Source organism: Gammaproteobacteria bacterium (assembly GCA_016195665.1).
Taxonomy (GTDB): Bacteria; Pseudomonadota; Gammaproteobacteria; order SURF-13; family SURF-13; genus JACPZD01.
Map to the genome: position 1 here is coordinate 41097 of JACPZD010000037.1, position 14417 is coordinate 55513.

Consider the following 14417-nt stretch of genomic DNA (forward strand, 5'->3'; position numbering starts at 1 on the left):
AATACTAAAGCAATTTAGTCAAGAATGTTTATTTTCGAGGAGTTTACAACGTGGAATTGACGGGTGCTGAGATCCTCGTCCGCTGCCTGAAAGACGAAGGGGTCAAGTACGTCTTCGGCTATCCGGGGGGTGCGGTGCTGCATATTTACGATGCCCTGTACAAGCAGGACGACGTACAGCACATCCTGGTACGCCATGAGCAGGGCGCTGCCCATGCGGCGGACGGCTATGCGCGCTCGACGGGCAAGCCGGGCGTGGTGCTGGTCACCTCAGGCCCCGGCGCGACCAACGCGGTGACCGGCATCGCCACGGCGTACATGGACTCTATCCCGCTGGTCATCATCACTGGCCAGGTGCCTACGCCCGCCATTGGCAGCGACGCCTTCCAGGAGGTGGATTCGGTGGGTATCACGCGCCCGTGTGTGAAGCACAATTTTCTGGTCAAGGATGTGAAAGACCTCGCAACCACTATCAAGAAGGCTTTTTATATCGCCACCACGGGCCGGCCCGGACCGGTGGTGGTGGATGTTCCCAAGGATGTGACCGCACACAAGACCGACTATGTCTATCCCAAGAGCGTAGCGCTGCGTTCATACAAGCCGGTGGTCGAGGGCCATCCTGGACAAATCAAGAAGGCGGTCGAGATCATCCTCGCGGCGAAACGTCCGATGATCTACTCGGGCGGCGGAGTAATCCTGGGCGAGGCCTCTGAATCGCTCACCGAGTTCACTCGGATGTTGGGCTATCCCATCACTAACACCTTGATGGGGCTGGGCGCCTATCCGGCCACCGACAAGCAATTCATCGGCATGCTCGGCATGCATGGTACTTACGAGGCCAACATGGCGATGCACGACTGCGATGCGCTGATCGCCATCGGCGCGCGTTTCGATGACCGCGTGGTGGGTAAAGTGGAGCTGTTCTCGCCGGGTTCCAAGAAGATTCACATAGACATAGACCCTGCCTCGATCTCCAAGAGCGTGCGCGTGGACGTGCCCATTGTGGGCTCCGTGGACAATGTCCTGAAGGAGATGATTAAACTCATCAAGGCCGCAAAAAAACGGCCCGACCCGGCCGCGCTGAAGTCCTGGTGGAAACAGATTGATGAGTGGCGCGCCAAGGATTGCCTGCGCTATGACCACAAGAGCAAACTGATCAAGCCGCAGTACGTGCTGGAGACGCTCTATAAGCTCACCAAGGGCGATGCCTTCGTCACTTCGGATGTCGGCCAGCACCAGATGTGGGCGGCGCAGTTTTATAAATTCGACAAGCCGCGCCGCTGGATCAACTCCGGTGGCCTGGGCACAATGGGCTTTGGCCTGCCGTCCGCAATGGGCGTGCAGCTTGCCCATCCCAAGTCCACTGTGTGTTGCGTCACGGGCGAGGCAAGCATCATCATGTGCATCCAGGAACTGTCCACCTGCAAGCAATACGGCCTGCCCATCAAGATCATCAACCTCAACAACCGCTACATGGGCATGGTGCGTCAGTGGCAGGAGTTTTTCTACAAGGGCCGTTATTCGCACTCCTACATGGACGCGCTGCCCGATTTCGTGAAGCTGGCGGAGAGCTTCGGACACGTCGGCATGAAGATCGAAAAGCCCGCCGACGTGGAGCCGGCGCTCAAAGAGGCCCTGAAGCTTAAGGATCGGCTGGTGTTCATGGACTTCATCACCGACCAGACCGAAAACGTTTATCCCATGATCGAGGCCGGCAAGGCGCACAACCAGATGCATCTGTCTCCTGATCGGGAGCTGGCCTGACATGCGTCATATCATTTCCATATTGATGGAAAATGAGGCCGGCGCCTTGTCGCGCGTCGCAGGATTATTTTCCGCGCGCGGTTATAATATCGAATCGCTCACGGTCGCCCCAACCGAGGACCCTTCGCTGTCGCGCATGACGCTGGTCACGCGCGGCACCGAGGCGGTCATCGAACAGATCACCAAGCAGCTCAACAAGCTGATTGATGTGGTGAAACTGCTCGATCTTACGGAAGGGCCGCACATTGAACGCGAGATGATGCTGATAAAGGTCAAGGCGCTGGGCAACGAGCAGCGCGAAGAGATCAAGCGCTTGGCGGATATTTTCCGCGGCCACATTATTGATGTGACGGATTCGAGCTACGTAATCGAGCTCACCGGCGCCGGCGAAAAGGTAGACGGATTCATACAGGCGCTCGACAGCAAGACGATACTCGAAGTGGTCCGCTCCGGCGTCTCCGGCATCGCACGCGGCGAAAAGAGTTTGAAGGTGTAAAAACCCGGGCTCACGCAAAGCCGCAAAGAACGCAAATTTATCACAACCTACTTGGCGTCTTGGCGCCTTTGCGTGCAATGAATTACTCAGGAGAAGCAAATGAATATCTACTACGACAAAGACACCGACCTTTCCATCATCAAAAAGAAGAAGGTCGCCATTATCGGTTACGGTTCACAGGGCCACGCCCATGCCAACAATCTCAGCGATTCGGGCGTGGACGTGGTGGTTGGGCTGCGCGCTGGTTCCGCCTCCGAAGCCAAGGCCAAGAAGGCCAAGCTTAAGGTCAAGGAAGTCGTGGATGCCGTCAAGGGCGCGGATGTGGTGATGATTCTCGCGCCGGATGAACATCAGGCCAGACTGTATCGTGATGTCATCGAGCCCAATATCAAAAAAGGCGCGGCGCTGGCCTTTGCGCATGGGTTCAACATCCATTTCGGCCAGATCGAGCCGCGCGCCGATCTGGATGTTATCATGATCGCGCCCAAAGGTCCGGGCCACCTGGTGCGTTCCACCTACACCCAGGGCGGCGGCGTGCCCAGCCTGATCGCCATCCATCAGGATGCCTCCAAGAAGGCGCGGGCACTGGCCTTGTCTTACGCCTCGGCGATAGGCGCGGGCCGCGCGGGCGTCATCGAGACCAACTTCCGCGAGGAAACAGAGACTGACCTGTTCGGGGAACAGGCGGTGCTGTGCGGCGGCGCGACGGCGCTAGTGCAGGCGGGCTTTGAAACCCTGGTCGAAGCGGGCTATGCGCCGGAGATGGCCTATTTCGAATGTCTTCATGAGTTGAAACTGATCGTGGACCTCATGTACGAAGGCGGCATTGCCAACATGCGCTACTCGATCTCCAACACCGCCGAGTACGGCGACTTCACGCGCGGACCACGTATCGTCACCGAAGAAACCAAGCGCGAGATGAAGAAAATCTTGAGCGAAATACAAAACGGCGAATTCGCTCGCGAGTTCATTCTGGAAAATCAGGCCGGCGCGCCCGTGATGAAGGCCAAACGCCGTCTCGGAAAACAACATCAGATTGAGATCGTCGGCGAAAAACTGCGTAGTATGATGCCTTGGATTAAGGCCAATCGTTTGGTAGACAAAACGAAGAACTAAACCGCTGCTCGCCCGGCCTACGGACAACGCCTATGCAAGAGCACGCTCACCGTCAGACCGATCCGGAACCTGCTCCACTGGAGCCGCCGCCCAAACGGCGGCGTGGCATTTATCTCCTTCCCAATCTGTTCACCACGGCGGGGCTGTTTGCAGGCTTCTACGCTATAGTCGCCGCCATGAACGGGCACTTCGAACCCGCGGCGGTGGCCATATTCGTCGCAATGGTGATGGACAGCATTGACGGCCGTGTGGCGCGCCTCACTCACACACAAAGCGATTTCGGCGCAGAGTACGACAGCCTGTCCGACATGGTCTCGTTCGGCATCGCGCCCGCCTTGGTGATCTATGCGTGGGCATTGTCGAGCTTCGGCAAATTGGGCTGGCTCGCGGCCTTTATCTACACAGCGGGCGCCGCGCTGCGTCTCGCGCGTTTTAATACCCAGGCGGAGATTGCCGACAAGCGTTATTTTCAGGGACTCGCCAGCCCCGCGGCGGCGGGCATCCTTGCCGGACTCGTCTGGGTGGGTCACGGCTATGGATGGGAAGGCAAACCGGTCTTTATCCTCGCGTTTGTCCTGACCATCCTCATCAGCGCGCTGATGGTCAGCAACATCCGCTATCACAGCTTCAAACAACTCGACCTCAAGGGCAAAATTCCCTTCGTAAGCCTGCTCATCATCGTCCTGGCGTTTGTCCTCATCTCCAGTGAACCGGCTTCTGTCCTGTTCGCCATTTTTCTGCTCTACGCCGTATCGGGCCCGGCCATGACGCTCTTGCACCTGCGGAAAAAACGTTCGCAGCGCCAACACCCCGAAACCCCCTCTCCGCCGCCTGATTCCAACGGGCTTGAAAACTAACCCGGATTCACCTATAGTGAATAGTCATGATTAGCGCAACCTACATATTCACTCCCTATGCCCCTCCCTGCGGGCAGGCAGGTTTGCGCACGCCTCACACGTTCTCGCTCCGACTGCTGCCCTAGGGCAGACACGTCACACCCGCACCCCTGGCGAGGGGATCACAAATACGCGACTCATCCAAACAAACCCACACGGCGCAGGCCGGTTGCCATTTCTGGCGCGTCGTGTAGCATGAAGTGAACTTGATCTCGCGCCGCGAGGGTAACCAATGGGAGCCAGTTGCACTTTTCTCCTGCCCTCACTCCAACTCTCTCCCAGAGGGAGGGAGGGAGGGAGGGAGGGTATTGGCGCCCGCGATAAAACCGCAGGGATAAATTTGAATCTGGAGCGCACATGAACGATAAATTAATTATTTTTGACACGACGTTACGCGACGGGGAACAAAGTCCCGGCGCCTCGATGACTCGCGATGAAAAAATCCGCATCGCGAAAGGCCTGGAGCGCATGCGGGTGGATGTGATCGAGGCGGGCTTCCCGTTTGCGAGTCCCGGCGACTTTGAATCCGTTCAAGCCGTGGCGAAGGCCATCAAGGACAGCACCGTCTGCGCCCTCGCCCGCGCCCTGGACAAGGACATAGACCGCGCGGCCGAGGCCCTGAAGGGCGCCAGGTCGGCACGCATCCACACCTTCATCGCCACCTCACCCATCCACATGAAGATGAAGCTCAAGATGGAGCCTGAGCAGGTGCTGGAACAGGCGGTGAAGGCGGTACAACGCGCACGGCAATATACCGATGACGTGGAGTTTTCACCGGAAGACGCCGGCCGGTCCGAGATTGACTTTCTCTGCCGCGTATTAGAGGCGGTGATCGCCGCCGGCGCGCGCACCGTGAACATTCCGGATACCGTGGGTTACAACCTCCCCCACCAGTTTGGCGCGTTGATTAAAACGCTACGTGAGCGCGTGCCCAACTCGGACAAGGCGGTATTCTCGGTCCATTGTCACAACGACCTCGGACTCGCGGTGGCCAATTCGCTCTCCGCAGTGTTGAACGGCGCGCGGCAGGTCGAGTGCACCATCAACGGTCTCGGCGAGCGTGCCGGCAATGCCGCGTTGGAGGAGATCGTTATGGCCGTGCGCACACGGCGTGATCTATTCACCTGCGATACGAGTCTCGACACAACCCAAATCGTGCCGTGCTCGCGCCTGGTATCCGGCATCACCGGTTTCGCCGTACAGCCCAACAAAGCCATCGTCGGCGCGAACGCCTTCGCCCATGAATCCGGCATTCATCAGGACGGCGTCCTCAAGCACCGCACGACCTACGAAATCATGCGTGCCGAGGACGTGGGCTGGATGACCAATCGCATGGTGCTCGGCAAGCACTCCGGACGCAACGCCTTCCGCACCCGTATGCAGGAGTTGGGAGTGGTCTTTGAAGCAGAGGAAGATCTCAATGAGGCCTTCGGGCGCTTCAAGGATCTGGCCGATAAAAAGCACGAAATCTACGACGAGGATTTGCAGGCGTTGGTGACCGACGCCCATCTCGAGGCGGAGAATGAGCGCATCAAGCTGGTGCTTCTTAAGGTGTGCTCGGAGACCGGCGAAACTCCGCAAGCCGAACTCACCTTATGGGTAGACGGCGTAGAGCAACAGGCCACGGCTACGGGAGGAGGTCCGGTGGACGCCGCCTTCAAGGCGATTGAAAAGATCGTGAACAGCGGCGGAACCCTGCAACTCTACTCGGTGAACAACATCACCAGCGGCACGGACGCGCAGGGCGAGGTGACGGTGCGCGTGGAAAAGGGCGGCCGGATCGTGAATGGCCAGGGTTCGGATACCGACATCGTAATCGCCTCGGCCAAGGCTTATATCAATGCGATGAATAAGATCATCCAGCCCAGCGAGCGGGCCCACCCTCAGACGGCGGATCAACCGATATAGGCTCACTCACGCCAAGTTGGTAGGGTGGGCACGCTGCTTGTGCCCACATGCCAACTGCATTTGATTCCGCGTGGGCACAAACAACGTGCCCACCCTACCCCCATTAAGTTTGTAATTTGAGCGCCGTTTCGGCAAGACGTTTGCCCAAGGCAAGGCACAGGCGTTTTTCTTCATCAGTGATGGGCAGCTTACTGTCGGGTCCGGCCAGGTGGCTGGGGCCGTAGGGTGTGCCGCCGCTGCGTGTGGTGGTGAGGTCGGGTTCGCTGTAGGGTGTCCCGAGTATCAACATGCCGTGATGCAGCAGCGGCAACATCATCGAGATGAGAGTGGTCTCCTGGCCGCCGTGCAGGCTCGCTGTAGAGGTAAATACCGCTGCGGGCTTGCCGATCAAGGCGCCGGACAGCCACAGCGAACTGGTGCCGTCCCAGAAGTATTTGAGCGCCGCCGCCATGTTGCCGAAGCGCGTCGGGCTGCCCAGCGCAAGCCCTGCGCATTCTCGCAAATCATCCAGCGTGGCGTAGGGCGGCCCGGAAGCGGGAATGTCATCCTCGACCGCCTCGCACACGGTTGAGACCGCCGGTACGGTGCGTATCCGGGCGTGCATGCGACTCACCGTCTCGACGCCGTGAGCGATATGCTGCGCCATCTGCGCCACACTGCCGTAGCGGCTATAGTAGAGTACCAGGATGTCTGCCATAAGTCTTGACTGGGGTAAGTTTCAGGCTGAATATACCATGATCTGATCGTTTTCTTCCATGCGGATTGCGCCGCAAGGTATAGCATCATGAATCGCCGTCATTGTTTCAAGCTGGTTATCCTGCTAATAACCACAGTACTGGGCTGCGCGAGTATTCCTACTCAGGAGATGAGCGATGCGCGCCAGGCCGTGCAGGCGGCGCGCGACAGCGGCGCGGAAGTCTACGCCACCGAGGAACTCAATCAGGCGGTGGAGCTTTTGAACAAGGCCAAGAATGCGCTTGAAGAAGATGCCTATGAACGGGCACGCAGCGACGCCGTGGCGGCTAAGCAAGCGGCCGTAAAGGCGCGCTCTAAGTCCTTGGAGAAAAAGGCTCCTCAAAGTCCGTAAACGTCGCGCGCAGCGTGATCAGCCTTGCGCCGGATATAGTTGCCGCTCGGCGTGTTCTTTGAAGAATTCGGTGCAACGCTCCGTCTGTAGCGGGCGGCAGATATAATAGCCCTGCGCTTCATCGCACAGCAGCGATATCAGGCAATCCAACTCGTCCTGTGTCTCTACACCTTCCGCAATCACTTCCAGTTTGAGACTGTGCGCCATCGCGATGATGGCGGAAGCAATGGCCGACTCATCCCGTCTGTCGGGACTGATGCTGGTGACCAGGGAGCGATCAATTTTAATACGGTCAATGGGAAAACGTTTCAGGTAAACAAGGGTCGAGTATCCCGTGCCGAAATCGTCAATGGCTATACGCACGCCCAAATTGTGTAACTCCTGCAGGGTGTTTAAGGTATGCGAGGTATCGTCCATAAGCACGCCTTCGGTGATTTCCAGTTCCAGGTATTTCGGCTCCAAGCCAACGTCCTGCAAGACCCGTATCACCAACTCCACAAAGTTGCCCTGCTTGACCTGATTCGCGGAGACATTCACGGCGACGCGCAATTTCGGCTGTCCCGATTTGTGCCATTCCTTTAGCTGTGCACAGGCTTTCTTGAGCACCCACTCGCCCAACGGGACTATCAGGCCGGACTCCACGGCAATGGAAATGAATCTGTCCGGCATCAACAGGCCCAGATCGGGATGTTGCCAGCGCACCAGCGCTTCCACCGCGACTATATTGCCGCTCAGCAAATGCACTTCGGGCTGGTAGTGCAGCAGCAACTCGCTGCGCTCTATGGCCCTGCGCAATCTGCTTTCAAGAGACAGCAGCTCTTGCGCGCGCTCGTTCATCGCGGGCATGAAGCGTTGATAGCGCGCGCGCCCCGCCTCCTTGGCGGCATACATAGCGATATCGGCGTGCTTCAACAGGGTATCTACGTCCTCCCCATCTTCCGGATAGATGCTGATCCCTATGCTGGGCGTGGCGTAGAGAACCTGCTTGTCGAGCTTGAACGGGCTGGACAGGGATTCGAGGATATGATCGGCCACCTGAACTGCGCCGCCGGGATCGTTGATTTCAGGTAGCACCAGAACAAACTCGTCACCGCCGCGCCTGGCCACGGTGTCGCCCGAGCGAACCGTGGTCAGCAAACGTTCTGCGACGGCTTGCAGCAGACGATCGCCCATGCCGTGGCCCAGCGAGTCGTTGACCGTTTTGAAGCGGTCCAGATCAATAAACAGTATTCCGATCTTGCCTTGCCTGCGTTGGGCATAGTTAAGCGCGCGGCTGAGCCTGTCCTGCAGCAGCATGCGGTTGGGCAGTCCGGTGAGAGTGTCGTGGTACGCCAGGTGCCATATCCGCTCTTCCGCGCGCTGCCGCTCGCTGATCTCGGTTTTAAGCTCCCGGTTAGCGGCTTCGACCTGATGTTTAAGCGACAGTTCTTGCGCGAGATTGGTGTTTTCGTACTTTGTCTTTATGTTATCCACGATGCCCCGGTTAACGAGGAAAGATGAACTGGTGATGGCGCCCATGTACACCAACATTAATATACCGAGCGAGAGATGCTCCGCGTCACCCTCCAGAAAAAAACTCACGGTAAGTGGCAGCAGGCAGGGCAATAGAAATCCCAGATAGATGCTCCTGAATGCGGACAGCGGCACTACGGCCGCCGAAGCTACGCCCACCACAATCAGGATGGCGATAACCTCATATACAGGCTTGTGATCGTGGAGCAAGGCGAGTCCCAGCAGACCCCATGCGAGACCCGCCAAGGTACTGCCTGCCGCGAAGAGCCTGGCCCAGTAAACGGCGCGAGAGGGAGGCGGGGCGGCACGATAATAATTTTTAGTCAGTAAGACCCTACCTGCGGCAATCAGTGCGATCACTAACAGTAGGTACAATACGGTGGTATCGAGCGGCCTCCACAATACCGCGGAGAGGCTTAACACCACACCTATCGTCAACAGGGCAGTGGGAATGGACAGCCGATAGAGTACCTGTACTCGTTCCGCAAAAATCTGCTGAGCATCCACAGAAGGACGCTCCGTTAGCCCTGCCGTATCGTTTTTAGGAAACCTTATCAAGACATTACCTGCTTAATGAGCTCGCGCACGAAGGGTATTGTCAGTTTGCGCTGCTGGGCCAGTGAACCGATATCCAGGTGCTGCAACAACTCAAACAGCTTCGGCATGGCGCGCGGCCAGTGGTGGAGTAAATAGCGGCCCACCTCTTCGGGTAAATCCATGCCGCGGCTGCGGGCGCGCAACTGGAGGGCGCGCAATTTATTTTCATCATTGAGGGGGTGAAGTTGAAATATCAAACCCCAGCTCAGGCGCGAACTGAGATCGCGCAATGCAAGTCCGAGTTCCGCGGGCGCAGCGTTCCCCGTCACCCGCAGATGCGCCCCGCTGTCACGGATACGATTGTAGAGATGCAACAGTCCGGTCTCCCACTCCGGCCGCCCCGCTATCGCCTGGATATCATCTATACATACCACGTCGAGATGCTCCAAACTTTCGAGCACGGCGGGGGAAATCGTGTCCGCCTCCGCCAATGGCAGGTAGGCCGCGGTGGTATGCTGGTCAGCGGCGTGCTGACAAGACGCATGAAGCAAGTGCGTCTTCCCCATCCCGGCGGCGCCCCATAGATAAACGAAACGCTCATTGCTGTGTATCAGCCCCTGCAAGGTCTGCACGGCTTCCAGGTTGCGGCCCGCGACGAAATTGGCGAAGCAGGCCCCATCGGGCAGCGCAACGGGCAAGGGTAGCTGCACCGGAGACATCGTCCTGCTCACTCCGGTGGCGTGGCGCCGTATAAGCGGCTGCTCAGATAGCGCTCATGCGCGTGACGTAATAGCACCATGATGACGGCGGCGGCGGGCAGCGCCAGCAATACGCCGAAAAATCCGAACAACTGGCCGCCCGCCAGCACGGCGAAGATCACCGCCACGGGATGCAGGCCGATGCGCCCGCCGATCAGCCAGGGCGACAACACCAGACCCTCGGCGAGCTGCCCGATGATAAATACTATGACGATAGGAAGCAGATGCACCACATCGTGATATTGCACAATGGCCGCAACGCCCGCCGCGAGCAGTCCTATGATGAATCCCAGATAAGGGACAAAGCTCAGCAGACCCGCGATCATGCCTATGAGCAGAGCGAGATCGAGACCGGCGAGCCACAAACCCACCGAATAGATCACGCCTAATCCGAACATCACCAGGAGCTGGCCGCGCAGAAAAGCCCCCAACACTTCATCACTCTGCCTTGCCAGACGCACCGCCACTGGCTCGATGTTGAGCGGCAACAGTTCCCTGATGCGCGCCATCAGAATATCCCAGTCTCGCAGGAGGTAAAATGTCACCACCGGGATGAGCAGCAGGTTGACAAGCCCCGCCAGAAACGCCAGGCCGGAGTGCGACAGCGAGGTCAATACACCGGCCGCCAGGCCACCCGCCTTCTGCCAGTTCTTGGCGAGTGTCTGTTGCAGCACACTGAGATCAAGATTCGTCTGCTCCAAGCCAAAACGCGCCAGCAGCCATGGCAGCGCGGTGTTTTGCAGCCAATCCAGATAACCCGGGAGTTTGCCGATGAACAGGGTGATCTGCCGCTCCAGCATGGGAACAAAGATCAGCAGCAGGAGCACGATCATTACGAGTAATGCGGTGAAGACGATGGCCGTGGCGAGCCCTCGGGATAGTTTGTACGTTTCCAGCCTGTCCACCCAGGGGTCCACCAGATAGGCGAGCAGCGCCGCGACAAAAAACGGCGTCAACACCGGCGCGAGCAGATACAGCAAACCCGCGGCGATAACGATGGGCAGCAGCAACAGCCATTTGTTGGAATCGGTCACTGGGGGCGCCTCTTCGCCCGCAGGGCACGCACACCCCATGTCCACACGTAGCTTAGCCCGCTCAACAGCGTGGTGACCAGCACCAGATAGACGAGCGCGGCGACCAACCAGGCGGGAAGGATTAACACGCTATGAGTCACTAACATGGCGAGTATCAACACGATCTGCGCGAGGGTATTGAGCTTGCTCAGCAGGCTGGGTTCGAGCTCATAACTGCCGATGAGATAATGATACGCCACACCGCCGGCCACGATCACCAAGTCCCTGCCCACCACCGCCATCACCAGCCACAGCGGGATCTCGCCCAGCCAGCCCAGGACGAGATAGGCGCTGACCAGTAACAGCTTATCGGCAAGCGGGTCCAGGATGGAGCCTAGGCGGCTGCCCCACCCGTAGCGCTTTGCGAGATAACCGTCCAAGGCGTCGCTGACCCCGGCCACGGCGAACAACACGAGCGCCGCGCCATAGTACTCGTTCAGCAGCAGCACCACCATCGGCGGCACGAGCAGTATGCGACCAAGACTGATGGCATTGGGAATATTGCTAGCTTGCATAGATACTCAGCGACTACGCTGTCTACCCCCTTAATTCCAAGACTGCACGCTATGCGAGGACGGCTTGCAAGTCAACAGGAAGGGTTCCGTTGCTCAGTTTGCAGTCGTCGCAACACCCCTATACCATAACACTCTTTGATCCGGAGCCCTTGTGAAGAAACGCCCCCCCCTTCGCCCCCCACAGGACACTCCTGCGCTCAGTTACCGCGACGCGGGGGTGGACATTGACGCCGGCCATCGCCTGGTCGAACGGATCAAGCCGATTGCGGCCCGCACCCGCCGTCCGGGTATCTTAGCCGGAATCGGGGGCTTTGGGGCCTTGTTCGAGCTGCCGCCGGGCTACCGCGAGCCGGTGCTGGTGTCGGGCGCCGACGGTGTGGGGACTAAATTGAAGCTGGCCCTGGAGATGGGCCAGCACGACACCATCGGCATAGATCTCGTCGCCATGTGTGTCAACGACGTGGTCGTGCAGGGCGCCGAACCGCTGTTTTTTCTTGATTACTATGCAACCGGACGGCTTGATGTGGAAGTGGCCACGGCGGTCATCGAAGGCATCGGTCAGGGCTGCGAACTGGCCGGCGCAGCGCTGGTCGGCGGCGAAACCGCCGAGATGCCCGGCCTGTATCATGGCGGTGATTACGATCTGGCCGGCTTTTGCGTCGGCATCGTCGAAAAATCACGCATCATCACCGGAGACTGGGTAGCCCCCGGCGATGCGCTGATCGGCATCGCCTCCTCCGGGCCGCACTCGAACGGTTATTCGCTGATACGCAAAATTATCGAAGCCTCAGGCGCGAATCTTGCGCAAGACTTCCACGGCCGGAGCCTCGGCGAAACGTTGCTGGCACCGACCCGTATCTACGTAAAACCCCTGCTCAAATTATTCGAGAAGGTGAAGGTGCATGCCCTGGCGCACATCACCGGCGGCGGCGTTTCCGAAAATCTGCCGCGCGTGATGCCGGAAAACACCTGCGCCCTGGTGGATACCTCAAGCTGGCCGCGTCCGCCAATCTTCACCTGGCTGGAACAACAGGGCCGGGTGACGGCCGAGGAGATGTACCGCACCTTTAACTGCGGCATCGGGATGGTGGTGTGCGTGGCGGAAGAGGATGCGGAACAGGCCTTGGAATTGCTGGAGGCTGAAGGCGAAACCGCCTGGCGCATCGGCCAGATCGCGGCAGCGAAACGGAGCGGCCCCGCCCACGTCCTGTTCCGAGCGTGAAAATGACCGCGATGCCCTGTGTGATTCTCATCTCCGGGCGTGGGAGCAACCTCCAGGCCATCGTGCACGAAGTGGTTGCAGGCAGGCTACCGCTCGAGATCCGCGCGGTCATCAGCAATCGTCCCGAGGTTTCGGGCCTGGATCTGGCTCACCGCGCCGGCCTGGTCACTCAGGTGCTCGATCATGCCCAGTTTACCGATCGTGAAACCTACGATGCGGCCTTGCTGACCCTGATAGACAGTTACCAGCCTCAATTGGTCATACTGGCCGGATTCATGCGCATCTTGACGGCGCGCTTTGTCCGGCATTACCGGGGGCGCCTGCTCAATATCCATCCCTCACTGCTGCCCGATTTTCCGGGGCTGGACACCCATCGCCGCGCCCTGGCCGCCGGTGCGGTCGAGCATGGCGCGAGCGTGCACTTCATCACCGAGGCGGTGGACGGCGGTCCGGTCATCCTGCAGGCCCGCGTCAAGGTGCTGCCGCATGACAACGCCAAGACGCTCGCCGCGCGGGTGCTTGCCGAGGAGCACCGCATCTACCCGCAGGCGTTACGCTGGTTCGCCGAGAAACGCCTGTGCCTGGAACAACGCGGCGGTCGCGACTGCGCGGTGTTGGACGGTGAGCCCCTGGAGATTTCCGAACACTTGCCACTCAGCGATGTCGAATAAGAATGGGTAAACATTCTCTCGGTGCGGTGGTGTTGTATCTTATCGGCACTTGTAGCGCGGCGGCCGCGCCGCAAGCCTTTACCGCGCAGTACACCGTCAACAAGGGCGGGATTCCCATCGGGGAGATGACACGCACACTGAACCAGCAGGCCGGCGGCCGGTACAACTACGAATCAGTCACCACGGCAAGCAGATTATTGAGCCTGCTGGTGAAGGATAAAATCATCGAGCAGAGTCTGTGGGATTACCACGACGGCGCGATCCGCGCACTCGAATACCGCTACGAAAAAAGCGGCGGCAAGACACCAAAAAAAGTTCAGCTCATTTTCGACTGGGATCAACGGCTGGTCAAAAACGCCCTGGACGGCGAAACACGGGCCATGCCCGTGGCTAAGGGGCTGACCGACATCCTGCTCTATCAACTGGTCCTGATGATGGATTTGAAGGATGGAAAAAAACCGCTCGAATACCCCATCGCGGACAAACACAAATTCAAGACCTACCGCTTCGACATCACCGGTGAAGAAACGCTGGACACGCCGCTAGGCAAGCTCAAGACCGTCAAGGTGCAGCGTGTGCCCGGGCCGGACAAGAAGACCACCCTGATCTGGTGTGCGCCGAGTCTCGACTATCTGCCGGTGCGGATTGAACAGGACGAGCAGGACGACGGCGAATTCAGCATGGTAATCAAATCCGTCGAGGGGCTGCGTTAAACCTAAAAGCATCTATCTAACCGCCCAGAGCCGACAGAAAAATACCCAGATAAATATAATTTACCGCAGAGGACGCAGAGGAACACAAGAAAAATACTATTTACGATCAAGGATGCAAAGGAATAACATTAAAAAGGTTTTGTTTCTCCG

At 58.6% G+C, this 14417-nt stretch carries 14 protein-coding genes; 9 read left to right on the forward strand and 5 right to left on the reverse strand.

What is annotated here, in order from left to right; all coding sequences use genetic code 11:
- The first annotated feature begins 50 nt into the window (after positions 1-50).
- The 5 genes from HY028_10705 (at position 51) to HY028_10725 (ending at position 6179) form a co-directional block, all read left to right on the forward strand.
- On the forward strand, positions 51-1763 hold the full coding sequence (locus HY028_10705) for an acetolactate synthase 3 catalytic subunit (GenBank protein MBI3345304.1): 1713 nt from the start codon (positions 51-53) through the stop codon (positions 1761-1763).
- A 1-nt stretch (position 1764) separates the two neighbouring features.
- Positions 1765-2259, forward strand: a complete 495-nt coding sequence (gene ilvN, locus HY028_10710; GenBank protein MBI3345305.1) for an acetolactate synthase small subunit — start codon at positions 1765-1767, stop codon at positions 2257-2259.
- Between the two features lie 99 nt (positions 2260-2358).
- Positions 2359-3375, forward strand: coding sequence for a ketol-acid reductoisomerase (gene ilvC / locus HY028_10715; protein ID MBI3345306.1), 1017 nt, complete (start codon positions 2359-2361; stop codon positions 3373-3375).
- A gap of 32 nt (positions 3376-3407) precedes the next feature.
- Positions 3408-4232 carry a CDP-diacylglycerol--serine O-phosphatidyltransferase gene (gene pssA, locus HY028_10720; protein MBI3345307.1) on the forward strand — a complete coding sequence of 275 codons (825 nt, stop codon included), beginning with the start codon at positions 3408-3410 and terminating at the stop codon, positions 4230-4232.
- A 396-nt stretch (positions 4233-4628) separates the two neighbouring features.
- Positions 4629-6179 carry a 2-isopropylmalate synthase gene (locus tag HY028_10725; GenBank protein MBI3345308.1) on the forward strand — a complete coding sequence of 517 codons (1551 nt, stop codon included), beginning with the start codon at positions 4629-4631 and terminating at the stop codon, positions 6177-6179.
- Positions 6180-6282: 103 nt separating this feature from the next.
- On the opposite strand, the gene wrbA is transcribed toward HY028_10725, so the two are convergent.
- The gene (gene wrbA / locus HY028_10730) at positions 6283-6876 is read right to left on the reverse strand and encodes an NAD(P)H:quinone oxidoreductase (GenBank protein ID MBI3345309.1); all 594 of its coding nucleotides are present in this window, start codon (positions 6874-6876) and stop codon (positions 6283-6285) included.
- A gap of 87 nt (positions 6877-6963) precedes the next feature.
- Here wrbA and HY028_10735 point away from each other — a divergent pair, with 87 nt between their 5' ends.
- Positions 6964-7266, forward strand: coding sequence for a DUF4398 domain-containing protein (locus HY028_10735; GenBank protein ID MBI3345310.1), 303 nt, complete (start codon positions 6964-6966; stop codon positions 7264-7266).
- 18 nt (positions 7267-7284) lie between these two features.
- Here HY028_10735 and HY028_10740 read toward each other — a convergent pair whose 3' ends face one another.
- From HY028_10740 to HY028_10755, 4 genes are read right to left on the reverse strand one after another with little or no spacing between them, the layout of a single operon-like run.
- The gene (locus HY028_10740; protein MBI3345311.1) at positions 7285-9285 is read right to left on the reverse strand and encodes an EAL domain-containing protein; all 2001 of its coding nucleotides are present in this window, start codon (positions 9283-9285) and stop codon (positions 7285-7287) included.
- 47 nt (positions 9286-9332) lie between these two features.
- A complete protein-coding gene (gene hda, locus HY028_10745) occupies positions 9333-10034 on the reverse strand; it encodes a DnaA regulatory inactivator Hda (GenBank protein MBI3345312.1) in 702 nt (233 codons plus the stop codon).
- An 8-nt stretch (positions 10035-10042) separates the two neighbouring features.
- The gene (locus HY028_10750) at positions 10043-11107 is read right to left on the reverse strand and encodes an AI-2E family transporter (GenBank protein ID MBI3345313.1); all 1065 of its coding nucleotides are present in this window, start codon (positions 11105-11107) and stop codon (positions 10043-10045) included.
- Complete coding sequence (locus HY028_10755) at positions 11104-11661, reverse strand: CDP-alcohol phosphatidyltransferase family protein (GenBank protein MBI3345314.1); 558 nt, start codon at positions 11659-11661, stop codon at positions 11104-11106. The genes HY028_10750 and HY028_10755 overlap by 4 nt, the downstream gene beginning before the upstream one ends.
- Positions 11662-11812: 151 nt before the next feature.
- On the opposite strand from HY028_10755, the gene purM reads away from it, so the two are divergent.
- The 3 genes from purM to HY028_10770 are packed head-to-tail and all read left to right on the forward strand — an operon-like array spanning position 11813 to position 14267.
- A complete protein-coding gene (purM, locus tag HY028_10760) occupies positions 11813-12883 on the forward strand; it encodes a phosphoribosylformylglycinamidine cyclo-ligase (GenBank protein ID MBI3345315.1) in 1071 nt (356 codons plus the stop codon).
- Between the two features lie 2 nt (positions 12884-12885).
- Positions 12886-13554, forward strand: coding sequence for a phosphoribosylglycinamide formyltransferase (locus HY028_10765; GenBank protein ID MBI3345316.1), 669 nt, complete (start codon positions 12886-12888; stop codon positions 13552-13554).
- Between the two features lie 2 nt (positions 13555-13556).
- Complete coding sequence (locus HY028_10770; GenBank protein MBI3345317.1) at positions 13557-14267, forward strand: DUF3108 domain-containing protein; 711 nt, start codon at positions 13557-13559, stop codon at positions 14265-14267.
- Positions 14268-14417 lie beyond the last annotated feature (150 nt).

Bases quoted from the DNA above. Each gene is read 5' to 3' on its own strand.
- HY028_10765 (MBI3345316.1), top strand. From the start codon at position 12,886: ATGACCGCGATGCCCTGTGTGATTCTCATCTCCGGGCGTGGGAGCAAC.
- HY028_10735 (MBI3345310.1), top strand. From the start codon at position 6,964: ATGAATCGCCGTCATTGTTTCAAGCTGGTTATCCTGCTAATAACCACA.
- wrbA (MBI3345309.1), bottom strand. From the start codon at position 6,876: ATGGCAGACATCCTGGTACTCTACTATAGCCGCTACGGCAGTGTGGCG.
- hda (MBI3345312.1), bottom strand. From the start codon at position 10,034: ATGTCTCCGGTGCAGCTACCCTTGCCCGTTGCGCTGCCCGATGGGGCC.
- ilvN (MBI3345305.1), top strand. From the start codon at position 1,765: ATGCGTCATATCATTTCCATATTGATGGAAAATGAGGCCGGCGCCTTG.
- HY028_10725 (MBI3345308.1), top strand. From the start codon at position 4,629: ATGAACGATAAATTAATTATTTTTGACACGACGTTACGCGACGGGGAA.
- HY028_10755 (MBI3345314.1), bottom strand. From the start codon at position 11,661: ATGCAAGCTAGCAATATTCCCAATGCCATCAGTCTTGGTCGCATACTG.
- ilvC (MBI3345306.1), top strand. From the start codon at position 2,359: ATGAATATCTACTACGACAAAGACACCGACCTTTCCATCATCAAAAAG.
- HY028_10770 (MBI3345317.1), top strand. From the start codon at position 13,557: ATGGGTAAACATTCTCTCGGTGCGGTGGTGTTGTATCTTATCGGCACT.
- pssA (MBI3345307.1), top strand. From the start codon at position 3,408: ATGCAAGAGCACGCTCACCGTCAGACCGATCCGGAACCTGCTCCACTG.